Origin of the sequence: Fibrobacter sp. UWB12 (genome assembly GCF_900142485.1) — a bacterium.
Lineage (GTDB): Bacteria > Fibrobacterota > Fibrobacteria > Fibrobacterales > Fibrobacteraceae > Fibrobacter.
The window spans coordinates 223479-247900 of sequence record NZ_FRAZ01000004.1 but is presented as its reverse complement, the minus strand read 5'-3'; the positions used below and the strand labels follow the sequence as shown (position 1 = coordinate 247900).

At 43.4% G+C, this 24422-nt stretch carries 17 protein-coding genes and 2 pseudogenes; all 19 read left to right on the top strand.

Translation table 11 applies throughout. The features are described 5' to 3' along the window. Window positions 1–14 precede the first annotated feature (14 nt). The 19 genes and pseudogenes from BUA34_RS07870 (at window position 15) to BUA34_RS07785 (ending at window position 24413) form a co-directional block, all read left to right on the top strand. A complete protein-coding gene (locus tag BUA34_RS07870) occupies window positions 15–476 on the top strand; it encodes a phage tail protein (protein ID WP_072828181.1) in 462 nt (153 codons plus the stop codon). An 11-nt stretch (window positions 477–487) separates the two neighbouring features. After that, on the top strand, window positions 488–949 hold the full coding sequence (locus BUA34_RS07865) for a phage tail protein (protein WP_072828180.1): 462 nt from the start codon (window positions 488–490) through the stop codon (window positions 947–949). A gap of 1 nt (window position 950) precedes the next feature. Beyond that, on the top strand, window positions 951–1106 hold the full coding sequence (locus BUA34_RS15880; protein WP_158212953.1) for a DUF5908 family protein: 156 nt from the start codon (window positions 951–953) through the stop codon (window positions 1104–1106). After that, entirely contained in the window at window positions 1107–1742 is a 636-nt protein-coding gene (locus BUA34_RS07860) for a CIS tube protein (protein WP_072828179.1), read from the top strand. Window positions 1743–1749: 7 nt separating this feature from the next. Continuing rightward, window positions 1750–3540: a type VI secretion system tip protein VgrG gene (gene vgrG / locus BUA34_RS07855; protein ID WP_072828178.1), complete on the top strand. Its 1791-nt coding sequence runs from the start codon at window positions 1750–1752 to the stop codon at window positions 3538–3540. An 8-nt stretch (window positions 3541–3548) separates the two neighbouring features. Next, complete coding sequence (locus BUA34_RS07850) at window positions 3549–3851, top strand: PAAR domain-containing protein (protein ID WP_072828177.1); 303 nt, start codon at window positions 3549–3551, stop codon at window positions 3849–3851. 1 nt (window position 3852) lies between these two features. Next, on the top strand, window positions 3853–4260 hold the full coding sequence (locus tag BUA34_RS07845; RefSeq protein ID WP_217650185.1) for a GPW/gp25 family protein: 408 nt from the start codon (window positions 3853–3855) through the stop codon (window positions 4258–4260). 16 nt (window positions 4261–4276) lie between these two features. Further along, on the top strand, window positions 4277–7351 hold the full coding sequence (locus BUA34_RS07840) for a baseplate J/gp47 family protein (protein ID WP_139255901.1): 3075 nt from the start codon (window positions 4277–4279) through the stop codon (window positions 7349–7351). Further along, window positions 7351–8160 (top strand): hypothetical protein, encoded by an 810-nt coding sequence (locus BUA34_RS07835; protein WP_072828174.1) that lies wholly within the window; start codon window positions 7351–7353, stop codon window positions 8158–8160. The genes BUA34_RS07840 and BUA34_RS07835 overlap by 1 nt, the downstream gene beginning before the upstream one ends. Then, window positions 8157–9512 carry a hypothetical protein gene (locus tag BUA34_RS07830; protein WP_139255900.1) on the top strand — a complete coding sequence of 452 codons (1356 nt, stop codon included), beginning with the start codon at window positions 8157–8159 and terminating at the stop codon, window positions 9510–9512. The genes BUA34_RS07835 and BUA34_RS07830 overlap by 4 nt, the downstream gene beginning before the upstream one ends. Continuing rightward, on the top strand, window positions 9509–10609 hold the full coding sequence (locus BUA34_RS07825) for a contractile injection system tape measure protein (protein ID WP_072828172.1): 1101 nt from the start codon (window positions 9509–9511) through the stop codon (window positions 10607–10609). The genes BUA34_RS07830 and BUA34_RS07825 overlap by 4 nt, the downstream gene beginning before the upstream one ends. A 54-nt stretch (window positions 10610–10663) precedes the next feature. Further along, window positions 10664–11998, top strand: coding sequence for an ATP-binding protein (locus tag BUA34_RS07820; RefSeq protein ID WP_072828171.1), 1335 nt, complete (start codon window positions 10664–10666; stop codon window positions 11996–11998). Further along, a complete protein-coding gene (locus BUA34_RS07815; protein ID WP_072828170.1) occupies window positions 11995–14268 on the top strand; it encodes a hypothetical protein in 2274 nt (757 codons plus the stop codon). Before BUA34_RS07820 ends, BUA34_RS07815 begins: the two co-directional genes overlap by 4 nt. A gap of 78 nt (window positions 14269–14346) precedes the next feature. Beyond that, window positions 14347–14568, top strand: coding sequence for a hypothetical protein (locus BUA34_RS07810; RefSeq protein ID WP_072828169.1), 222 nt, complete (start codon window positions 14347–14349; stop codon window positions 14566–14568). Between the two features lie 98 nt (window positions 14569–14666). Beyond that, window positions 14667–15122, top strand: a pseudogene (locus BUA34_RS16270) (DUF4157 domain-containing protein); the annotation flags it as partial. Between the two features lie 2240 nt (window positions 15123–17362). Further along, a pseudogene (locus BUA34_RS16265) lies at window positions 17363–17668 on the top strand (DUF4157 domain-containing protein); the annotation flags it as partial. 1843 nt (window positions 17669–19511) lie between these two features. Then, window positions 19512–20066 (top strand): DUF1353 domain-containing protein, encoded by a 555-nt coding sequence (locus BUA34_RS07795; protein WP_072828168.1) that lies wholly within the window; start codon window positions 19512–19514, stop codon window positions 20064–20066. A 168-nt stretch (window positions 20067–20234) separates the two neighbouring features. After that, window positions 20235–22415 carry an HD-GYP domain-containing protein gene (locus BUA34_RS07790; RefSeq protein ID WP_072828167.1) on the top strand — a complete coding sequence of 727 codons (2181 nt, stop codon included), beginning with the start codon at window positions 20235–20237 and terminating at the stop codon, window positions 22413–22415. A gap of 300 nt (window positions 22416–22715) precedes the next feature. Then, the gene (locus BUA34_RS07785; RefSeq protein ID WP_072828166.1) at window positions 22716–24413 is read left to right on the top strand and encodes a PLAT/LH2 domain-containing protein; all 1698 of its coding nucleotides are present in this window, start codon (window positions 22716–22718) and stop codon (window positions 24411–24413) included. The last annotated feature ends 9 nt before the right edge of the window (window positions 24414–24422 follow it).

Here is a 24422-nt window from a genome sequence, read left to right as displayed (position 1 = left end):
GGAGGTAAAACAATATGGCTGATGAAAATGGCGCAGCACAAAGTGCAAGCATTTGGCCCATGCCGAAATTCCACTTCCTCGTGAAGTGGGGCGATGTTCAGATGTCCTTCCAGGAAGTTTCTGGTATGGAAGCTTCTACGGACCCTATTTCGTACCGCTCTGGTGATAGCAGCATCTTCTCTTCTGTGAAAATGCCTGGCATTGTCAAGTACGGTGATGTGACGATGAAGAAGGGCGTGTTCAAGGGCGACAACAAGTTCTGGGACTGGTTCAAGAAAATCAAGATGAATACTATCGAACGTATTACCGTTACGATTAGCCTTCTTGATGAAACGGACAATCCGACGATGACTTGGACGCTCAAGAATGCTTGGCCTTCCAAGGTTACCGCAACAGATCTCAAGTCTGAAGGTAATGAAGTCGCTATTGAGACAATCGTTGTTGTTCACGAAGGTCTCGAAATCACGAACGGCTAGTAGGTAGAATCATGGCGCCTCCTGATCCGGTAGAATGGGCTATTCCTGTTGCGTTTCACTTTTCTGTAACGATTGAAAAAAAATCGGTTTCCTTTAGCGAAGTTAAAGGGATTGATTTTGAGCTGGAAACGGATCCTGTAAGTTCAGGAGGCGACAGTTTTGCAAAGTATTATCTTCCGAAAGGGAAAAAATATAACGATTTAGTTTTATCTCGTGGAATCCTAAAAACGGGTGATGAATTTTTTAAATGGTGTAATGAAACACTTAGTAGTCCGCCCAAAAAGGATTACATAAAGTTGAAAAATCTACTTGTTGCATTACTAGATGAAAATGGTCAACCGATAAAAACTTGGATTTTTAAACAAGCGTATCCTGTAAAGTGGAGCTTGAGTGATTTTGGTGCCATGAAAAATGAAGTTGTCGTAGAAACAGTTTATATAAAATACAATTCTTTCTTTATTCAGCAGGGGTAGAATGTCGCTGGAAATAAAAAATTTTGTTGTAAATATCCACGTGACAGGATCTTCTAAAGAGGGAAAAAAAGAAGACTTGGAGGCTCTTCGTTCTGAAATATTGGATGAATGTCGAGAGATGATTAGTGAATCTGTTGAAAAAATGAGAGAACGGTAAATGGGATTAGAAAAGCTTAAATTGAAATCGAGTGGTGGCGAATTTGCTGTCATGCTGAATCCAGAATCGTTTTCTCAAACGGATGGTATTAATTATTCTTTAACTCGCAGTAAGAAAAACCTAAAATTTAATCAATATGAAAGAAAAGTAATCAGTCTTCCAAAGATTATCTTGGATACGACGGGGGCTATCCCTAAAGATCTATGGCCAATGGATGGGACCATAGAGAATATGGTGGAACAGCTAAGAAAGGTTGTTTACACATTTGATGGTAATAAGCATGAACCTCCAATTGTAACGTTAAGTTGGGGTTCTTATGTGGGCGATGTACGCCTAAATAAGATGAACTCGAAATATACTTTATTCGATGTTCATGGTGCACCACTCCGAGCTGAAATTGAACTTGAGTTTTCCGAGTTCTTGACACTCAAAGAAATTGAGGCAAAGGCAAATAAGCGCTCTCCGGACCTCACGCACATTATCGAAGTCAAATCCGGCGATACGCTCCCGAACCTTTGCAACAAAGTTTATAACGATCCGTCGTATTACATGCAGGTGGCCCGAATTAACGGTCTCTCCAGTTTTTGTCGCTTAAAGCCGGGGACGCGTCTTGTGTTCCCGCCACTTGTCGATTGAGGCTTGAATGTCAGATAAGTCGCCCATATTCAAAGATGAAGGCCCGTTAGAATGCGTTATTCAGGGGAACGGAAAAGCACTCTCGTCTGTTCTCCCGATTGTTTCTGTCGACGTTTATTACGGCATCAACACGATCCCGAAAGCGGTGGTCGTGATTGAAGATGGCGAAATGAACAAAGGCAAGTTCCCGCTGAGTGATGGCTCGGAATTGGAGCCCGGTTCTGAAGTGACAATCAAGGCGGGTTATGCCGCAAATTCTTCACCGATTTTCAAGGGCGTGGTGGTTCGCCATGGCGTTTCGATTTCAAAGCGTGGGCGTAGCTGCGTTAAAATCGAGTGCCGCGACAAGGCGATTGCGATGACTTGTGCTCGCAAGAATGCGAATTATCTGGAAAAGACGGATGATGCCATCGTCAAGAAGTTGGCGGGCAATTATGGAGTCTCGATAAAGTCTAGCATGGGCGGCGAAGCGCATAAGGAAATTTTGCAGTATTATTGCACCGATTGGGACTTTATCATGACTCGTGCCGAGGCGAATGGCTGCTGGCTCATTGCCGATGACAAGGGAATGTTTATCGAAAAAATTGCTGCTAAAGGTAGTGCCGAGGTGGAGCTCACTTGGGGCACGGACATTATCGAATTCAAGGCTGAGGCAAATGCGCTTTTCCAAGTCAAGAATGTCGAGGCGAAATCTTGGGACATCACAAAGCAGCAGGTGATTTCAGGAAAATCTGGAATGAAATCGCTTGGCGGCCAAACGAATCTTGGCAATAGTAAGCTTCAGGGCGTTTTGAAAGTTTCTTCGAACACGTTGCAGAGTAACTCTCAAGTTTCTAAGGGAATGCTTACATCTTGGGCCGAAGCGGAACAGTTGAAAAATGAACTTTCGAGAATTTGTGGCTCTGTCGTTTGCTTGGGCACAACAAAGGCAAAACTCGGCGGACTTGTGGGCCTAAAAAATGTTGGCGACCGATTTAAGGGCGGGGCGCTTGTTTCTGGAATCCACCATCATATTAGCGATGGGCTGTGGACAACGGAATTCACGTTTGGCATGTCCAAGGAATGGTTCTCGGAAAAGTTTGAAGTCTCTTCGCCGATTGCGTCGGGAATCAACTGCGGTGTACACGGGCTCATGACGGGTGTCGTGATGCAAATTCACGAAGACCCGGAAAAGCTGAATCGTGTTAAAGTGAAAATTCCGCTGATGCAGAACGAAAAAGAAGATGTCTGGGCGCGTCTCGGTGGCGTTTACGCTTCGAATAAATTTGGTTGTATGTTTTTCCCGGAAGTGGGCGACGAGGTGATTCTCGGATTCTTTGGCGGAGACCCGTCGAGCCCCGTGATTCTCGGAAGCCTTTATAGCGGCAAGCATGCAACCCCGCAGGCGCTTGAACAAAAAAATAACATCAAGCAGATTCTGACGCGCGAAAAACTGAGCGTCGAATTCAATGAAGAAAAGAAGTCCATCACGGTGACGACTCCGGGCAAGCGCAAGTTTGTGCTGGATGATGATGGCAAAAAGATCACGGTCGAAGACCCGTCAGGCAATAAGCTCGAAATGTCCGATAGCGGTATCAAGGTGGAATCGAAAAAGGACATTACTTTCGATACCAAGGGCAAGTTTAATGTCTCGTCTGTGGGTGGAATTGCCTTGACCTCAAAGGGAGACCTCAAGGGCGAGGGGATGAACGTGGAATTTAATGGTAAGGTGGGATTCACTGGTAAAGGGAGTGCCAAGGCCGAAGTTTCTGCTTCAGGGCAGACGGTCATCAAGGGCGCTATGGTGATGATCAACTAGGAGTTTTTATGCCGTGTGCTGCAAGACTTACTGATATGCATACATGCCCCATGCAGACTCCTGCATGGCCATCGCCCATCCCACATGTGGGTGGCCCCATTGTGGGGCCGGGCGCGCCGACGGTTTTGATTGGCGGGCTGCCTGCTGCTGTGATGGGGGATTCTTGTGTATGCGTTGGCCCTCCGGATTCCATTATTAAAGGATCTGCAACGGTCATGATTTGCGGAAAACCGGCGGCGCGCATGGGCGATTCTACTGCTCATGGCGGCTCGATTGTTTTGGGATGCCCGACGGTGATGATTGGAGGCTAGCGTGCTGGGTACTTCTTTTTTAGGTCGCGGTTGGTCGTTTCCGGTCTCTTTTTCGAAATCTGGACATGCCAAAATGTCGGAACACGAAGATGATATCGAAGAAAGCTTGCGCATTCTCTTGAATACGTATCCTGGCGAGCGTACGATGCAACCGGAATTTGGCACGCGCTTGAGGGACTATTGTTTTGAATCGTTTTCTTTAAGGACGGAAACGCTTATCAAGGCCGAAATTCGCAAGTCTATTTTGCTGAATGAGCCGCGTGTAGATGTTGAGGCGATTGTCGTTGAACAGACCGAAAAAGTGGGCGTCCTGAGAATCAACATCGTTTATGTTGTACGCTCGACGAATAGCCGTAGGAACATTGTTTTCCCGTTCTACTTGAATGAAGCGACGGATGCTAGCGTATAGGTGATTGACTAGGTTTATGGCGGATAGGTTTCAAATACAAGATGGATTGAGCCAACGCGCTCGCGAGTTCCCGGAACTTGCGACGGGCTTTTTTGCTGTAGATTCTACGTCTACAGAATCCATTTTGCGTTTGATGAAGGAATACGCCAGGGAACATGGCAATCCGCATTTCTTCGATGATATAAATTTATCGAAAGTAGTGACGATGATGGAGGGCGAAGCCGACGGAAAAACGGACCCGGCAGCCGCTCTTTATGCCGTTTGCGCAAAACTCATGGGGCACGTGCAGCAATCGCTCAACACATTCCCTGACAAGCGCATTGATTTTTATTATCGCAAAATCCTCAAGCAAAAAAATCGCGAAGCCGAGGGCGACCGCGCATTTGTCACCGTAGATGTCGATAATGACGATGTCTCGTATATGCTCCCGAAGGGGACCCGCTTTAGCGCTGGCGAAAATAGCAAGGGTGAAAATATCGAGTTTGAATCTGTTTGTGATTCGCCGATTAACAATGTAAAGGTTGCCAAAATATTGACGGTTTCGTGCGTGAAGGGTTACCCGATTGCGCAGGCAGAAATTCCTGTTTACACGCCCAAGGAAGCTAGTGAACAGAAAATGCAACCATATCCGTTATTTGGACTGACTCGATCAAATGAAGTGCCCGAAGGGACGGCTTTCTCGCAGGTGGGACTTTGCGTTTCGAATCGCATTTTTTACATGTCGAGTGGCGTGCGAAACGTCAAACTGAATTTTGTTTTTACACGTGATTCTTTGCGCCGCACGGTGGCTGATATCAACCATGGTTCGGCAAGCGAATTTTCGGCGGCGTTCTTGAATGCGTTCAATCTTTCGCTTACCACAGAAAATGGCTGGCTTGATATTGACGATTACAAAATCGGTTGTAACATTCTGAATTCGGAATGCCCTGAAAATGAGCTTTCTTTAGAATTTACGCTGAAGGATACGGACCCAGCGATTGTCAATTACAATCCTGAAATTCATGGTGAACGCTATCGTTCGAAAAATCCGGTGCTTCGGCTTTTGGTCTCTCCCCGCAAGTCGCGTGCGCTCTGGTTTGCTTTGATGAGGATGCATTTACAGCGCGTGCGCATTGCGGTCAATGTCTCGAAGTGTCACGATATTGCGGTTTCGAATGAATATGGCCCAGCATCGACAATGCTCCCAGTGCAGCCATTTGGCGCCGTCCCGAGTGTCGGGAGTTCGTTCATTGTGGGCTGTAAGGAAATTTGCGGCAAAAAACTGGACTCTTTTGATGTTCATGGCAAATGGTGCGGCCTCCCGAACTGTAAGGATTTTTCGGAATGGTATTCGCAATACGACAATCCTCCTAAAACGTCTGATTTTACGGTATCGTTGAGCGGCCTGTATGGCGGAACTTGGCTCCCGTCCGATGAAAATCGCGTGACAAGCCCGCTGTTTAATGCGATGAACGATGAATTTAAAATGTCGTTCAGCAATATCGTCTGTTCGCGTATAAGCGAAATGATTCCTGATGACGAAAACTTCATGTATTCGCCGATGATGAAGGATGGGTTCTTCAAAGTGAAACTCATTGCGCCTTCCAAGGCTTTTATGCATCAGGAAATGTCGCGTGCAGTCTGCAATTCTTTCTTGACGCAGGTTCTCAAGAAAAAGACTGCCGAAGAAATGCCGAATCAGCCGTACACGCCTAGTATTGAAGACTTGTACGTCAATTACACGTCGTTTGCCGAAGTGACGCTTTCGACGAATGATTCGCATAAGTCAGAAAACATTGTATTTGTGCACCCGTTTGGCTTTAGCGAAAAAGAACCGTATTTTGTGCGTAATGGTGAGCTTTTCTTAGGGCTCCAATTTGCGGGTAAGCCGAAAAAAGTAAACCTCTATTTTGTACTCAATCGCGACTCGGCAGCGCGTAGCCTTGAAAAAGGAAAGTGCAATTGGTCTTATATGGGACCGCTTGGCTGGAAAAATTTGCCCGATGAAAATCGACTGGCCGATACGACATCGCATTTTACATCGTCAGGCCTTGTAACGCTTGATTTGCCGTGTGATATTTCGAGCGAAAGTGAATTGATGCCGAGTGGCTATTATTGGATTCGCATAAGCCCGAAGGGTGATTTCTGGCGTGAATGTTCAAGACTTTTGACGGTCTTTACGCAATCGCTCGAAGTCAAGCGCGTTTGTGGTTTTGAAGATGGCCTTATTCAGGATCATTGCAAACCGAAAAGCATTAAGGAACTCACGAAGAGCGTTGCCGGTATTTCGAGCGTTTACCAGTTCGAAGAATCGTTTGGCGGCAAGGTGCGCGAAACCGATAACAAGATGCGTATGCGCGTGGCAGAGTATCTGTACCACAGGAATCGTGGCGTTTGCACGGAAGATTATGAGCGGTTGATTCTCGAACATTTCCCTGAAGTGCTTAAAGTCAAGTGCTTCCCGCATGTGCGCATTGATGAATCTACGGGCCGTTATGATTGCGCTTGCCCGGGCCACTTGCTTGTCGTGCCGGTTTCGCCGATGTTCTGCGATGGAACATTCCAGTGGGATCCGTGCGTGAGCGGCTCGGTGCTTTTGAATATCCGAGATTACTTGCAAAGTAAAGTCTCTCGCATTGCAAAAGTGCAGGTGGTGAACCCGTTCTTCGATAAGTTGCAAGTCCGTTGCAATGTCAAACTAAAGCATCGCGAAAACGAAGGTGAAATCCTTTTGGACTTGAACGAAAAAATCAATCGCTATTTGTCGCCGTGGTTCCCGCAGGTGGGCGGAATTACCAAGCATTTTGGCTGGAAACTCGATAAAATGGAACTCAAGTCCTATATCGAAAGCCTTGATTACGTGGATCAGGTGATGGACGATTTCACCATCATGAAAATTGCTTCTACGGACGAACAAAGATTCTTGGTGAATTTATTTGAGCAGTCTGAAGAGCGCTTGTTGCATGGCTCATTCCCATGGAGTATTGCGGTGCCAATGCGCAAGCACTTCATTAACGATATTGATTCTGCGAATAATTTGGGTTCACGCCGTGTTAACAACGGATATGGAGGCCTTGAAATTGGTCAAACATTTATCATAAGGAGAAAGTAATGGAATACATCGGGCTTAACCGAAACGAGTTGAAATATCGCTTTACGGCCGGGCGCATGCCGACAGAAGAAGACTTTATGAGTCTAATCGATTCCATGGTGAACGCTGTGGACGATGGCTTTAGGGTCTCCGAAGAAAATGGCCTCGAAATTAAGCAGAGAAGAGATAACAGCCGCTTGGCGAGCTTTTTTGCGAATTTGGCAGAACGCAAGCCGGAGTGGTTTGCAAGTGTCCGCAAGAACAGTGAACAAGGCGAGACGAGTTTAAATATCAAGACGCCCGAAATGAAAGAAAATGAGACTGCCGTGACTCTCTTGGGTAAACGCTCGGCCGAAAATCCTGATGGCGGTTCTGAAGTTCGCATGGGCGTTGGCTGTGTCGCGCCGCAATGTGAACTTGACGTTGATGGTGCGATTGCATCGAAGGGCCGTCTCGGTTATGAAAATGAAAATCTCGAAGTCGTTGCCGATGGCGAATGGCACGATGTGACCGAGGTTTTGACCGGTTGCCAGTGCTTTGAAATTGTTGCGGGCGTGGGCGGCAACGAAGGCGATGGCAAGTTTGCTCTTGCGCATGCGATTGCAGTCAATACGTTCAATAAAAAACCGTCTATCAATTTGACGCAGTCGTATAGCGGAGGGCGAGGCTCCAAAATCGATTTCCGCTGGAAAACTGCTGCGAACAAGTTTGATTTCACGCTCCAGATGCGTGTGCACCACAAGTACGATGACGAAGGGAAAATCAAGGTGCGTTACCGCATTACCAAGCTCTGGTACGATACGCAAATGATTGGATCGATTACTAAATGAGTGAATTCAACTCCATAACGATATCTCGTCAAGAGGTTCGAACGTTCGATTATGCGACCCTGCGGCAAGAGGCCATAGGGCTTGCACAGAAATTGAGCGGAAAAATCTGGACCGACTATAACGTCCACGATCCGGGCGTTACAATTTTGGAACAGATGGTCTTTGCGCTTACGGAACTCGGCTACAAGACGGGTTTCGATGTCGAAGATTACCTTGCTTCGTTTGACGGGAATATCGATTATGAATCGCAGGCTCTTTATGCGCCTGCGCTTGTGATGCAGGAATTTCCGGTCACTTTGGATGAATATGCATCATTCTTCAAGTCGCGTATTTACTGCGAAAGACGTATCACCAAATTGCGCTGTTTTCCGCAAAAAATTCGTTTTGCAATGGACGAAAACGGATGCTATCGAGTTGAAATTTATATGGCGGGTAGCGCCAATGACTGGGTGAGCGGTGAAATCTTTGAACGTTTCTGGCGACTCTGGCGCAAGTGGCGCTGCTTGGGCGATTACGTCTCGGATTTGCGCATCAAGTGGATGGGCGGAGAGCCTGAATTTGTGGACTATGGTGTCCGTGCAAACGTTCGCTCTGTTGACGCCGGAGATGATGAACTTGGTGAAATTCTGCCGACCGGAACGCATCACGATGTGACTGATTTTGCGCCAATAATCGAACTTTTCCCGACGATTTATAGGGAAGGGGAGGGGGCGGAACCGCTAAAGAATTATCTTGCTCCGATTGAGTTTGTATTTAAAAAGTTCTTGGATGTTTTGGACCATTTCCCGGAACTTTTCTCGATTCGCGGGGAACGCTCGGCAAAAATCATTGAAAATTTGGAACGCTACAATCGTGCGCTCGACCAGATGCTTGCCATGTACGGCGTGCATTTCCCGAAGTTTAGCTTTATTGCGTTACCGCGCCTCGTGAGTTGCAAGGTCGCGTTCTTGCGGAATCTCCCGGAACTCTTGTTGCACCGCGTTGGCTATGCATGGCGTCGCCGTGTGGAGCTGATGCTCGGGATTCTTCGTGACCGCCTAGACAAAATTGAAATTTTCAATGTCGATGGCTTGCTCGTAGACGAAAAGGTCGGTCGCGTTCACATTGTGATGTTTGCAGATGATGATTTGACGCGTGAAACGCTTGACGATGTTGAACAATTTATTTGCAATGAAATCCCTGCCCATTTGCTCCCCGTGATTTACTTGGTGCCCAAGCGCGAAAGCCACGCCTTTGCAGAACTCTATAAGGACTGGAAATTCGATGGTCCGATGAAACTTACGATGTCGCCGCGCATGGTGGATTGGCTCCTGGCGCATAAACAGTTCATTTCAAAGAAGGTTTGGCTATGAGTGAATCGCTGAACATCGTTGAAAATTTGAACTTGAACATTTCCGTCGAAGATTCCTCTTTGCCGGTTGCTACGGAGCGTGAATTGTACAGCTTTGCGCATGGCGCGTTGATTGAAACGCTTGACAAATCGCTTGCCGAAGTGAATGTGGACGGTGATGTAACGCTTGATTCTTTGACGATTGATTTGAACGTCGATGCCCAAGGTGACGTATTTCGCCAAATTGCAGATGCGTTGCGTGATGCGCTGAAATCGAAACTCGGCTCGGCTGTATTCAAGGCGCAGAGCAAGCCCGTGACGACGATGCTCGCCGATGTTTACCGCCAGCATATGCCGATTGATAAATCGAGTGTTCTCGAACATCGCTTTGATGCGCTTGCCGAAAGCTGGGAAGCGGAACATCAGGGCCAAAAGTTCAATCCGCTAGCGTTCTCGGAATCTGTAATCAAGAAAATGCAGGCAGAAAACCCGCAAATGGATATCCAGCAGATTGCGTACGTGGTTTACCAGCGTATTTTGCAAATGAAAAACGCAAAATCGGCGCGCACTCCCGATAAAAATCCGCGCAATTCCGAACAGGATTCTGCAAAAACGGCCTACGAAATTATGGATTCTGGCCTAGTGCTGCTTGCTCCGTACTTGCCTGCTCTTTTCGAACGCACGGGTTGCATCGAAAAAGGCGTTTTTGCAAACGAAGAATCTCAGCGCAAGGCCCTTGCGGTACTCAAGTACGCCGCTTATGGCAACTATGCGGAACCGCCCAAAGACGCCGCCTTGATGAACCTCATTTGCAATTTGCCCGTGTCGCCCGTGCTCTATGCTGATGAGCTCCCGAAAGTCTCGGATAGCGAAAAAGAACTTATTGATTCGCTCCTCAATGCAGTGATTGCAAACTGGAAGGCGGTGGGGCATATGTCGCCCGACGGGTTGCGCGGTACGTACTTTGTGCGAAACGGAACTCTCGAAACCGCTGGTGCAACGGATATGCTAACGGTCGAAACGAAAACGTTCGACATCTTACTTGATAAGCTCCCGTGGGGCTATTCCATGATAAAGCACGCATGGATGCCGAAGGTCTTAAATGTAAAGTGGAGATGATAACATGTCATTCCCGCCTTCGAGCGGGAATCTCCTAGAAGGTAAAGAATTGTAATGAACTTAGATTTGACAAACGAAATTGAATGGTGCAAGTCGGTGATTGACCTGCGTTTCTCGCAGTATTTTTCGGCAGATGATTCAGAAGATAAAAAGCTCCAGATTGAAATGCTCCCGCCGCCCGAACTCGATGAAAACTCCCCGTATGGGCAAGTTGTCTCCGTTTTTGAATTTGGTTTTTACGAACGCTTGATTATTGCGCTTGCGCTACTCCCGCACCTTTGTCCACAGGCGCTTGATTCGTTCTTGTTGAACAACCGTACGCTTGGCCGCCCGTACACGGAATTTGGCGGCTGGCGCAGCAAGAGCCATTCGGGATTCTTGCCCACGTGCGAAACGGCGCTCTTTTTGCTTGCGGGGAACGATATTGAAAAGCGCCTGCAGATGATGGCGCTGTTCGATACTTCTTCTACGCTTTTTGCAGAACGCATTTTGCAGCTCGAATACGGCGAACCCGGTGAACCCGCGAATTCGGCGGCGCTCCGTGTGTCTTCGGAATACTTGCAGTACTTTACGACCGGCGTTAAAAACAAGCCCGATTTTAGCATGCATTTCTCGGCAAAGCTCATCACGACGAATTTGCAGTGGGAAGACCTCGTGCTTAGCGAAGAGACGCTTGATGATATCAACCAACTTTTGGCATGGATTGAAAAAAGCGAAGTCGTGCTCGACGATTTTGGACTCCGCAAGAACCTCAAACGCGGTTACCGTGCGCTGTTTTACGGCCCTCCGGGAACCGGCAAGACGCTCACCGCAACACTCATTGGCTCTAAAGTTGGCATGGACGTGTATCGTGTAGACTTGTCGCAGGTGATTTCGAAGTACATCGGCGAAACCGAGAAAAATCTCTCGAACATCTTTGATCAGGCAGAACACCGCAACTGGATTCTCTTTTTTGACGAGGCGGACTCGCTATTTGGTGCCCGCACACAGACGAATAGCTCGAATGACCGTGCCGCGAACCAGGAAATCTCGTATATCTTACAACGTGTCGAAGATTTTCCGGGTATCGTCATCCTTGCAAGTAACTTAAAATCGAACATTGACGAGGCTTTTTCGCGCCGTTTCCAGAACGCCATTTACTTCCCGCTCCCGGAACCCGAAGAACGTATGAGACTTTGGTCTAACATCTTCTCGAAAAAAGCTATACTTGAAGACGATGTCGATTTGAACAAATTTGCAGAAAAATATGAACTCGCGGGGGGAGCGCTAACAAACGTTGCACGTTATGCAGCGCTTTGCGCAGCTCAACAGAATCGCAAGAAAATTTGTAATGAAGACATCGTTAGGGCCTTGGCCAAGGAATTACACAAAGAAGGAAAAATTCTATGAAGATAAAATACCTCCTTATAAGCGTTATTGCATGTTTGCTTAGCGTCTTTTCGTTTGCGAAAAGTGAACAACTTGCGTATTATACGGTCTCGACTGAAAAGGTGACTGCGTACGCTCAGCAGAACCTGCTTTTGGATACCGTCGAAGTGTTTAAGAAACTTGATTCGTGTAAAGCTCGATATTATGATTCAAAAATTGAAATGGCTGACAGTATTATTGCAAAGTTGAAGGATTATCCCAAATATCACAAAATTGTAAATAACTTTATTAGAGCTTCGCACATGATTCGCACCAAAGAAAGCTTAGATGCTTTGGATATGCCTGATGTTCTCTATATGATTGGAAAACTTGGTGTTGATTCTTTGAAGTGGTATATAGTGGATGATTTAGAGAGCCAAATGGTGTTTTCTGAAAAGGCGTATAAAATTATCCAGCAGATGGAAGGTATTGATTTCCCGGATAAGCAGCTTGCACATCGCTACGCAAAAAATCTCTTGGCTCGTTCCTATGGACTTTGTGAACGTTCTGTGGACTTAGAGAGTGCTGGCTTAAATAAAAAAATTACGGATGAAGATTTTTTTAGGGGTAAGAAAAAACATATTGTAGATTCTTTGAAAAATGCCGCTAGTGTAAAGTGTGAAAATAGTAAGATTAAGGATTATGATGAATGTATTGAAAAGTCATTTAGTTTGAATCTCATCAAAAGAAAAATTGAAAAATCGATAGTTCCGGAAATCGAAAGAGAAGAAAAGTTTTTAAAGAGATATAGTGGAAGAATTTGTTCTGATGATTTATGGAAAAATGCTTTTAGTGGACTTGATCTTCTTTATTCGCTACATCTTTCGGAAGTCGTAGATTCTGCGCTTGTAGAAACAGTTGGATTTGATGATAATCATCCTGTTGATATGAACGGTAAATCGTGCGGATGCAGCCACAAGGAAGAGTTGAATGGTGAAGTCATCGGTTTTTATCCGTATTGGTATGCCGGTGATACGACCAAGTGGGTCGACTTTGAAGGTGTTACGCGACTGGCCTATTATGGCCTGAAGGTTAATGGTGACGGCTCTCTTGCGACGCCATCGGGAAAATCTGCACTGATGCATTTTGATAAAGAAGAAAATTATGAATTTGTCAATGATGTACATCGCCATAATGTAAAGCTGGATTGGATTGTTTCTAAGGATGAATGGAAGGGCGTCATATTAAAGAACTTTTTTGACAATTTGATTGTTGAAATTGATTCTCTTTTGAATACAAAGACGAACTCCTATTTCCAGCGCTTCGTGAATGCCTTTACATTCTATACCGATGAATATGAAAATCGGGGCGATGGCGTGACTTTATATTTTAAAAATTTTCCAAAAGATGAAAGTAGTACATCGTTGTTCAATGATTTCTTTGATAGTCTGAAAAATAGGCTTGCTCAAAAAAATGAGTATGTGCATGTAAACTTGATGATGGATCGCTCTGATTTGGCCATTGACAAAAATCAGTTGTTTGCTGATAGCGTGATACAGGAATCCCATAGCGGTATTTATAGCTACAACAATTTTTTGACTTTGCTTAAGGGGCATTATCATGATAGGAAGGTTAGCCGAAAGCAAATCCGTGAAGAAGTGAAAAATTACTTGTTTGTTGTGCTGGACGAACCTGCTTCACGAAATAAGCAAATTCTCTTGAACGATTTGAATTTGCAGCTGGATAGCCTTAATCGCCGCAACATGTTGCATTCTTTGGTTCCTGTCGTTTGGTTTGACAATGTCGGGTGGAGCCAGTTTAGCAAGGATGCCCTGTATTATAACGACACGTATTACAACTTGGGTGTTGGACCGTATGCAACTGATCTCAATGCCGAAGAAACCTGCGCCACTTCAGGCAATTTGGGTGCCTGTATGCTCAAGCATTTTGAGAATGAAGATGGTGATGGCTTGCGCCAGGGCGCTATCGCGTCGTTCTTCTGCACGCACCGCTGGGTGTTCCGCTTCTTGAACATTATCACGTTCCTCATCGCGATTGCGGTTCTCGTGGCTTACTTTACCTCGTTCCGCGTCTCGGATTTCTTCAACAGCAACTTGGCGCTCTTGCTCGGCATAGTCGTTGCTCCTTCCGCCGTGATGATGACGATAATCTCCCGCCTCGACCCCTCCGTTGCGGCCTACCGCGGCACCTTCGGGCTTATCCCCATACTACTCTTGCTTGTGACGGTGATTGCCATCATCTTGCTGCAAGTCTACAGGAAAAACGATCTCCCCAAACGCCGAAAAAAATAAAACCAACAGCAATTGAATTGTCATTCCCGCCTCCGAGCGGGAATCTCCCTCTCGTTTTAAACAAAAAAGGAAAAAACTATGACCTCTACATACACACAAAAATCCGATGCCCTCCAGCGCATGGCCTCCCACAATGCCGCAAGCATCATGGACTCCTCTGCACAAGGCGCAAGCCTCCAGCGCAAAGCCGACATGATGGGTGGTGCAATTCAATGCCAAGGCCTTGAAGATGAGGAAATCCCCGCGCAGGGTAAGTTCATCCAACGCGAAGCCATCCCCGACGAGGAAGAACTCGCATAATAGGGCCCCATCCACCCGCCCCCTGACAATGTCATTATCTGTTCTTCGCATGTCATACCGGACTCCGTTCCGGTATCACCATTCCTAAGGAATCCCCCATGTCCACCACGTACGCAAAAAGCCAAACCACCGCGCAAAAGAAGGAAGCCTCCTCTGCAGCCTCCGTTCTCGATTCATCCTCGCAAAGTGAATCCCTCCAGCGTAAAGCGGACATGGCTAATAACGCAACCCAGCGTGCGGAGGCTCCGCGACCGAATAATACGGGCATGCCTGATAACCTAAAAGCTGGTATCGAAAGCCTTTCTGGATTCTCGATGGATGATGTGCGTGTGCATTACAACAGTTCTAAACCGGCCACAGTACAGGCGCTTGCCTACACGCAAGGGACCGATATTCATGTTGCTCCCGGCCAAGAAAAACATCTCCCGCACGAAGCGTGGCATGTTGCTCAGCAAATGGCAGGCCGTGTTTCTCCAACCACAAATGTCAATGGAATGCCCGTCAATGACAATGCTGCGTTAGAGCATGAAGCTGATGTGATGGGGGAAAAGGCCATGCAGTGTAGGAAAGGATATAGCTCTACTGTTGCAAAAAAAAATGGTTGCATGGCTTTGCAACGAATGAGCTTTGCCGCTAAACCACTTGCTGATAGTACATTGCAGTGGGAAAGTAAAGGAACTCCGTGGCATGGTATAGGCGAACGAAAAGGTGTTTTGCCATCATTAGTCGATCAATATAAAAAAGAGATGTTGACTTATATTGCTAAAAAAATAGAAGAATGTGTAAAAAATGAAAATGAAAAAATAAAGACTCATAATGCCCCTTTTGTGAAATGTCGTTGTGATTTTGATGAATTAAAAAAAGAATTTGAAGAACGAAAAAAAGAATTTGAAGAACGAAAAGAAGAATTTGAAGAACGAAAAGAAGGTTATAATGAGTTAGGAAAAAAACTTGTTGCTTTAGAAAAAAGAATTGGTGTACAAAAAGCAGTCTTTGAAAATTTAAGGATAAAGAATGCTCCGCAGAAAAAAACGACGGCACCGAAAGTTGCTAATCCTAAAAAACAAAAGGAAGAAAAATTGCCTGAAGAAACTGTTTTGAATTGGGATGAAGATTCGTTGAAAAATAGAATAGAGAATTTGGAAAAACAAATAAAAGTATTGAGTAAAAAAATAAACGAATTGTGTAACAAGAATATTAAACAGAATCTTGACTGTGGTCCGCATATCTCTGTTGTGATAACAGGCGGTGTATGGTATATATCTGTGAATAGTGACGCAAAAATAGAAGATGATATTATAAAACGTTTTGCGGAACAGGTGTTTGGAAAATTGGAAACTTATTGGAAAAAATTTGAAGAAACTAAAGTAAGCCCCGATGACGAGGAAAAAGTTGATGGCGAGATTAAAACTATGGGCGAGGGAAATGTTGATGGTGAGAAAAAAGTTGATGGCGAGATTAAAACTATGGGCGAGGGAAATGTTGATGACGAGAAAAAATCTGATGACGAGATTAAAACTATGGGCGAGGGAAATGTTGATGGTGAGAAAAAATCTGATGACGAGATTAAATCCGTGGGCGAGGAGAGTGTCGATGATAATGTAAGAGCAGAGGCTGTTTATATCGCATTAAGATGGGCTGTTTCTAGAGGAAAAAAAATACAAGTTGACGAAGATAGCACAAATGCCGAGAATGTGTCTAGAACGGAAAATATTCAAATTGTATCGAATCCTACTACAAAAGACAAAACTAAGCGTGTTCATGCCGAAATGCAAATATTGAATGGCTTGACAACATCGTCTCCCAATTGGAAAAAAGATGAAAAAAAAGAAGAAGAAATGAGAAAAAAAATGAAGGATAAAAAAATATCTGATGCCGATGTTGATAAAATTATAAACCAATGGAAAGAATTGAATGCAAATGTCGACGTCAAAAGAGTTGTTCGAGTTGGTGGTACCAAAATACCCTGCTTTGATTGCTTTTATGAAATGGGTGGGGAAACGCAAGGAGATGAAAATAGTTATAGAGTTGTTAATTTGGGAAGTTTTTTTGGAAATTGTAGAACAATAAAAGACAATCATCTAAAAATAGAAAGCGTTTCTAAATTAGATAAATATGCGGGTATTTTACAAGGTGGTGATTGGAAACCTAAATCTAATGCTAAATATGAATGTTTATATGAAGATTGTTCTTATTTATGTGATGTGTTTAGTTGTAATGGTACAACTGCGGTATCGTCTGGAAGAACTCATCATGGATCGCTATATCAAATAGTAAAAGGAGATTATACAACAACTGAACCGGATGATTCTGATCCTGAAAAGAAAAAGATCATACATGATGGTGTACGTTTAGAAATTATTGGAGGGCGATATGTGACTACTATGACTTCTGATCATGGAATAGCTAATAATACATGGTTTTTCCGTGGAGAAAAATCTGCTGCTCGTAGCGCTGATTTTCATGAAAATAAAGGCCCTGAGAAAGAACAAGGGCAAAATTACGTTGCGCTTGCAAATGCTTGTATGTTGTTTGGTATAAATCTTGATGAGATAAATCAACCTCAATAACGACTAATTGTCTAAATGCTTTTATTATTTTTCAAATTGGTTCGAGAGAAGTATTTTTGATGAAACGGTATAAAATGTTTTCAAAATACGCGCAAAAATTTTCTACCGTTCAAAAGGTTGCTGATACGAAAGCCGTCTCCGTCCTCGATTCATCTTCTCGAGGCGAATCCCTCCAGCGTAAAGCAGACAAGATGAATAACGCTGCCCAACGCGCAGAAAATCCGCGACCGAATAACACGGGAATGCCAGACAATTTGAAATCTGGTATTGAAAGCCTTTCCGGATTCTCAATGGATGATGTGCGAGTGCATTATAATAGCTCTAAGCCAGCTGCCGTGCAGGCGCTTGCATACACGCAGGGGACGGATATTCATGTTGCCCCCGGTCAAGAAAAATGCCTCCCGCACGAAGCTTGGCATGTTGCCCAGCAGATGGCCGGTCGCGTTTCTCCAACTACAAATATGAACGGCATGCCTGTAAATGACAATGCTGCGCTAGAACATGAAGCAGATGTAATGGGCGCGAAGGCTATACAAATGAAGAAAGGATGTGATGGTTGTATATGTAAAAGTAAGAAATTGTTGAATAATTTCTATTCGCCACTTCAATTTACGCCGGAATCAGATTTTAAACAAAATCCCAAAGAATTTATGGATAAACATATAGTTCTTTGTGACTTTGAATTGGGGCTAAGTAAAAAAAATGGTTGGGAGAAAAGTCTTGTTGATTTATTTATGGATTTAATGCGTGCGGGAGATCCTGAATTTAAAGTGTCTAAATTTGTATTAACTCCGTATGAAAAATGTTATATTTTGACACCTCTTGTCGAAAAAAAACATATAAACAGAATGAAAGCTGTTCTCGAAGAAAAGAAGACGTCCACCAACGTTGAAATTAAAAAATTAGAAAGTAATTTAGAAATACCATTCAAAGAAGTGCGTCTTGAAAAATATAAGGAAGCTTTGCAAAGATATGAACGGCGGAAAAATCTATTGGATGCTTGGAAGCAAAGTGAAGAAAGTGACAGCATTGATGCCTATTATGTTCCTTATAAAGCAGGAACTCCTGTTGATGAAAATATTGGAAGTACTCGTGTTAAAAAGAATAAAGAGCCTGGAGATAAATGGAATCCTGATTTTGTTTTTACAGATGGAATGAATGGTTGTGCTTTGGTGGCTACAAAAGAGGATGAAACCGGATTTGTTACGGTTAGACATTTTCAGAGTCCTGAGAAATCTGGCTTAAATAAAGAATGCTCTTCCAGATTTCGCCGTGAAAAAAATGTAACAGATTGGTTTGGTACTGGAGAATATGGGAAAGCTCAAACTCCTAAAATTCCAGGTTTAGATTCAAGGAGTGATTGGACTGCGACTAATATTTTATGGAGAGGTGACGATGGTAAATGGCGAGTAATAAGTCAAAATAATGCAAGGTGTTTTTTTGATGGTGAATCTGATTATTTGAACCTTGAATGCTCGGATCGCGAATTTGAAATGGATTTGAGAGATGATATGTATAAGTTTGATTTGACAAAAAAAATATATACAGAAAATTTAATATGTTTAAAAAAAGAAATTATGGAACTATATCAAGAAAAGCTATTTGGAAAAGTGGATGAATCTTTTCGTGAATTTGTTGAGTTTATTTGTGTAGAAACTGATGTTCTTTCCTTTTTAATTCAAAATATTAAAGATATGAATTTTTTGGAAAATGATATAAAAAAAATACAGTGCTTGGTGAAACAGAAGTTTGATGAATTGCAAATACAACCTAATCAATATTCTGATTGTAAAAAATTATATGATGTGTTTGTTGGTGCTATTTGTGATGAAACTTTATTAAAGCCTTTGAAAGAAGATATTGTTTCGTCGATTTATATGCAAAATAATTGTTTGCCGGAGGCTATTGCGGGACGTCATTTAACACCGCAAGAAGCTTTTAAAGTGAGAACTGCTTTAGAACAATTAAAGCTAGGTGTGGTTGGTGAATTTCTGTATGATGATTTAGGTGTTGTTCAAACTATTGTTCGTGTTCTTGATATTCCTGATCAAATTTTTGTGTTCAGAGATCAGAACGGAGTTGTTCGATCTCGATATGTCATTCAGAATGGAAGTGTAACAATTTACGGTCCTTTCCAGAATATTGATTTTGATGATTTACCAATAGTTACTATACGAAATATTGCAAACTATCATTTTGAAAGAGTTGGTGTATTAAACCAATCTTTTTCGAAAAAACGTTCACGTTCATTGTCGCTTTGAAAAATGGAAAAAAGATTCCATCCAATCCCTCCTTTCTCTCCACATCTTTATTATCTTTTATCATGTAAAACAACGTTGCGCGGCCTTGTCGGTCGCCAAAGGAAGGTAGAAAATGTCGAGTTTAACATCGATTCTGAATAAAGTTAAGAACAGTGTCAACCCGCCTAAGGAACGCAATTCCATTACCGTGACCGATGTCTCGTTGGATTTCCCGCTGGTGTTTGAGGGAAACGGCAAAATGTATTTCTTCAAACTGGATCGTTACGTGTATGTCAAGGGCTCGCGCTACACCAAGCTCGATAAAAAGAGCCGACCGTTCTTGCTGACCTGCCTTTTCAAGAGGGGCTTTATGTCCGATGGCGCGTCTGCTCCGGAATTTGCAAAATCGTTCGTGCCCGATGTCAAGAAGGGTGACGATGTCTACAATGCGGCCCCGTTCATTCATGATGGACTTTATATGTACCAGGGCAATATCGATGGCATCAACATGACTCGCGAAGAGTGCGACGATATTCTCCGCGGAATATGGAGACTCGCTGGCATGAACCGTGCTGTTGCCGGTGCGGCTGATCTCGGTGTTCATGTGTTTGCTGGTTCATCGAGCCATTGGGGTAACGATACTAATAACTGCAAGCATCTGTTCAAAGCCAAGTTCGAATACCGCTAATAACGTTTCTATTCGCTTGTCGTCCCCGCTAGTTCGCTGGCGGGGCTTTTTTTACCCTTTCTTCCGGTAAGTGTGGTCAAATATTTGTTTATTCATGCAAAATTTTTAAAATATGAATACGAATAGCGTTTAATTTACTTATTATTGTTGGTGAGAAGGGTCTTTGGTATGAGAAAATTTGATTTTGGTAAAAAGTCCAGCTTCAGGAGCGTCTTGTTGCTGCTTGTGGGCGGGCTTCTTTTGAACGTCATCCCCGCAAAGCTTGCAATTGCCTTTGGCTTGCCGTTGTTCCTGGATTGTACGGGAACCGTGCTTACGGCGATGCTTGGCGGTTATTTGCCGGCTATTATTGTCGGGTTCTTGTTAAATGCCATTAACGGGGTTTCGGACCCTGTCACCACGTACTATGGTGTCCTGAGTATTTTGATTGCTATTGGTGCTGCGCTCTTTTATCAAAAAGGATTTTTCAAGAGCGCTTTTCGTTTGCTTGTTGTCATTTTTACGTTTGCGATTATCGGTGGCGGTCTTGGTTCTGTTTTTACTTATTTCCTGTTCGGTTTTAATTTTGGCGAGGGAATCTCTGCTCCAGTTGCAATCGCGTTCCACGACGTTATGGGATTTAGCTTGTTCAAGGCACAGTTCCTTGCCGATATTGTCATTGATGTATTTGACAAAACGATAGTTGTTGTTTTGGCGGTTTTCTTGTTTCGCTTTGTACCTGAGTCTTATCGCGATAAACTGAACAAAATCTTTATGCGCAAGACACCCTCTAGCCGTGGCCTTGGAAACGCGATGGTTGGCAATTCCTTGCTGCGAAAAGTGGTTATCGTGATGATTATTACCGAGGTGCTTTTAGGCACTTTGGCAAGCGCTATCGGCTTTTATCTGTATCACGAAAAATCAATCCGTAACTTTACCGATATTGCGTCTGGCGCGGCGCAGGCGGCGACCGTAGCTGTTGATGCCGAGAAAATTGATGATTTTATAGAACATGGCTATTCGGCCGAAGGCTATGAGAGAACAAAGTGGGTACTCGAACGTATCCGTGAAAGTTTCTCGCAGACAAAGTTTCTTTATGTGTACAAGTTCCTGGAAGATAGCGTCATGGTCGTTTTTGATCTGGATGCCGAAGGAATTCCTGGTGTAGAGCCCGGAAAGAAGATTAAGTTCGATCCGTCGTATGAACCATATCTGCCCCAACTGTGGGCTGGCGAAGAAATCGAGCCGATTATATCGAATGATATCTATGGTTGGCTCTTTATGGTCTACAAGCCGATTCGAAATAGGGCAGGGAAGACCGTTGCGTATGTCGGTGTAGATATTGCAATGGCGACCATTAAGACGGACGAGGCTATATTCTTTATCAAGCTCTTGTCGTTGTTCTTTGGACTCTCGATTTTGATTATATGCGTCGTGATAGAACTTGTGAAGCGCCGGGTCGTGGCACCCTTGAACGACATGTCTTTAGCCGTATTCCGAATTGCGACAAATACGATGCTTGCAAGCGAACTTGACGACGAAAACATGAATCTTGACAAAATTAAGACTTCTGTTGACAAACTGGTGAACCTGAAAATTTGCAATCACGATGAAATTGGAAAGTTGTACGAAGACGTGAGCACCATGTCTCGCGATACGTATAACTTTATGTGGAAAGTGCAGGTGCAGAGCCAGCGCATCCAGCGCATGCAAGAAATCATCATTATGGAATTTGCCGAGATGGTCGAAGCACGCGACAAGAGCACTGGCGACCATATCAAGAAAACCGCGGAATACGTCGAAGCCATTGCGCTACAGCTCCGTGCCGATGGAAAGTTCAAGCGAGTTCTTACGAATGCCTATATCCATAAGCTTAAACGCGCAGCCCCGCTCCATGATATCGGTAAAATTGCGGTTTCGGATTTGATTTTGAACAAGAGCGGTAAACTCACCGACGAAGAATTCGCCATCATGAAGAACCACACTGTTGAAGGTGGCAAAATCCTCAAGAAAATCGTTGAAGATGCGGAAGGCGCGTTTGATGCCGACTACTTGAACGAATCCATCGAAATGGCCTGCTACCATCACGAAAAGTGGGACGGTTCAGGCTATCCGAACCACCTCAAGGGCGAAGAAATCCCGCTCTCCGCACGAATCATGGCCGTTGCCGACGTGTTCGACGCGCTAATCGCAGAACGCATTTACAAGAAGGGCTTTAGCTACGAAAAGGCCATGGCGATTATCACCGAAGGTGCTGGCAAGCACTTCGACCCCGAAATTGTCGAATCTTTTACGCACATATCCAGAAAACTCTACGACGAACGAACCGTCATCGCCATGGACGGAAACGCAGAAAATTCCGCTGGGTAAGCAAAGGGCTGGCATTCGCCAGCCTTTGCTATATCTAATAGATTTGTGTTGCAAAATTTATTTTAACTGTTGTAAAATAACATTTGCAAGTTGCTTTTTTATTGAATGTAATTTAAATTAATTTATTTATTTATTTTATTTTGTTTGGTGAATGTTGTGTAATAATTTGTCATAAGTGTAAAATTTGCAAAAGAAATTATATCAATACACAATTTGAACTATATTACGTTATGCTTCGGCAATGTTGTTGAAGCTTTTATTTGGTAATAATTTCACAAAAAAAATAAGAGGAAATAATTTATGGAGAAATATAAAGTAATTATTAGAACAGGAGATTTTAAAGACGCTGGTACTGATGCTGGCTTGAAGATTGTTGTTGAGGGCTCAAAAAATAAAATTACTTGGGACGATTTTGATGATGTTAATGACAGCGACGATCTTGAAAGGGGTGATATAAATGAATATGATAAGAAAAGCGCTTTTTTGGGGATTATTCCTCAAGATTTAGGCGATATAAAGCAATTGACTGTTACTTATAGCGCGAAGAAAAACGATTCATGGTATTTGTGCTCGGTTTCGATTATAAATACTTCAACGCATAAACAGTGGGATTTTATTGCTAATCGTTGGTTGACAAATAAAAAGCCCAGCATAACGTTGACTCCGAGTAGCGTGCCTATATACACGTATTACAAGGTTTTTATTTATACAGGCGAAGCGGATAATGCTGGTACGGATGCAAAAGTTCATTTGAATATTGTGGGGAACAAGAACTCTTATTATTTGTCTGATGTAAATGATCCGAATGATAGTGATGATTTTGAAGCTGGTGATATAAATCAGTTGATTATTGCTTCTGAAAAAGATCTTGGCGATTTAAAGCAAATTACGATTGGACATAATAATAAAGGAGGCTGGTATTTAGATGGTGTAAAAATTGTAAATATGAAAACGAATCAGGAATGGAACTTCCCTGTATACCGTTGGCTCTCTGAGAGTGATGATGATGGGAAAATTGAAAGAACGGTTCCTGTTGGCAAAGATATGCCTCATTACAAGTATATAAATACGTATCCAAAAGATCGTGAGCCAGGTTGGAGTGAAGAATTAAATGGTGTTTGTCATGATGATGATAATTGGTATTTTACGCAAAAGGGAACTATTTGGAAATTTCCTGTTAAACATGATTTGAACAATACTTGTAAAAAAGAAAATGAGTCTGAAAAAATATATAAATGTGTTTATGAGAAAGATTGCCATGCTTCAGTAAAATCACATTTGGGAGATATAGATTGTTATAATGGATATCTATTTGTTCCAGTTTCCGATGATGGAACTCCTTATATCGCTGTATTTTCGACGAATGATATTCATACACGTGTTGCTCGACATTTTATGACTCTTCCTGATGATAAATCCTCTTATTCTCAAAGTTTGGGATGGCTTGCTATTAATCCTAAAAATGGATTATTGTTTACATCGGATGGCTCGATTGGTAAGAAAAAACCAATATATGTTTATTCCATTGATTTTGATGCAATTCGTGCTGGAAAAAATGATTTTTTAACACTTTATACTCGAATTAATCTTCGTAACGAAGAAGATGATGATTATGTGGAACGTGATTGGATGCAAGGAGGTTGTTTCGATGATCAAAATCATTTGTTCCTGACAAATGGAGCTCCGACAAACGGGCCAACTACATCGGGTATTCATAATCATGCTAATAAGAAGGGTGGTATTACTGTATATGAAATTCCGCCTCTTTCCAAGAATCCAAATGGAACAGTTCTTGTTAAAGTGTCGGCTCGCTCGAACCAATGCCATGCTTTCCGATTCCAATTTGATGGGTATAGGAATGAACCTGAAGGTATAACGTATTGGGATTTGGATGGAAAGAAGGCTCCTGGAATTTCTGGGCAGTTGCATGCCATTATGATTGATAATAATGGGTCGGGAGATGATGACCTTTATTTCAAGCATTTCAAGAAAATTTAAAAGTTTTTC

Coding starts and splice junctions, on each gene's coding strand:
- BUA34_RS07870 (WP_072828181.1), top strand. CDS start 15: ATGGCTGATGAAAATGGCGCAGCACAAAGTGCAAGCATTTGGCCCATG.
- BUA34_RS07865 (WP_072828180.1), top strand. CDS start 488: ATGGCGCCTCCTGATCCGGTAGAATGGGCTATTCCTGTTGCGTTTCAC.
- BUA34_RS15880 (WP_158212953.1), top strand. CDS start 951: ATGTCGCTGGAAATAAAAAATTTTGTTGTAAATATCCACGTGACAGGA.
- BUA34_RS07860 (WP_072828179.1), top strand. CDS start 1,107: ATGGGATTAGAAAAGCTTAAATTGAAATCGAGTGGTGGCGAATTTGCT.
- vgrG (WP_072828178.1), top strand. CDS start 1,750: ATGTCAGATAAGTCGCCCATATTCAAAGATGAAGGCCCGTTAGAATGC.
- BUA34_RS07850 (WP_072828177.1), top strand. CDS start 3,549: ATGCCGTGTGCTGCAAGACTTACTGATATGCATACATGCCCCATGCAG.
- BUA34_RS07840 (WP_139255901.1), top strand. CDS start 4,277: ATGGCGGATAGGTTTCAAATACAAGATGGATTGAGCCAACGCGCTCGC.
- BUA34_RS07835 (WP_072828174.1), top strand. CDS start 7,351: ATGGAATACATCGGGCTTAACCGAAACGAGTTGAAATATCGCTTTACG.
- BUA34_RS07830 (WP_139255900.1), top strand. CDS start 8,157: ATGAGTGAATTCAACTCCATAACGATATCTCGTCAAGAGGTTCGAACG.
- BUA34_RS07825 (WP_072828172.1), top strand. CDS start 9,509: ATGAGTGAATCGCTGAACATCGTTGAAAATTTGAACTTGAACATTTCC.
- BUA34_RS07820 (WP_072828171.1), top strand. CDS start 10,664: ATGAACTTAGATTTGACAAACGAAATTGAATGGTGCAAGTCGGTGATT.
- BUA34_RS07815 (WP_072828170.1), top strand. CDS start 11,995: ATGAAGATAAAATACCTCCTTATAAGCGTTATTGCATGTTTGCTTAGC.
- BUA34_RS07810 (WP_072828169.1), top strand. CDS start 14,347: ATGACCTCTACATACACACAAAAATCCGATGCCCTCCAGCGCATGGCC.
- BUA34_RS07795 (WP_072828168.1), top strand. CDS start 19,512: ATGTCGAGTTTAACATCGATTCTGAATAAAGTTAAGAACAGTGTCAAC.
- BUA34_RS07790 (WP_072828167.1), top strand. CDS start 20,235: ATGAGAAAATTTGATTTTGGTAAAAAGTCCAGCTTCAGGAGCGTCTTG.
- BUA34_RS07785 (WP_072828166.1), top strand. CDS start 22,716: ATGGAGAAATATAAAGTAATTATTAGAACAGGAGATTTTAAAGACGCT.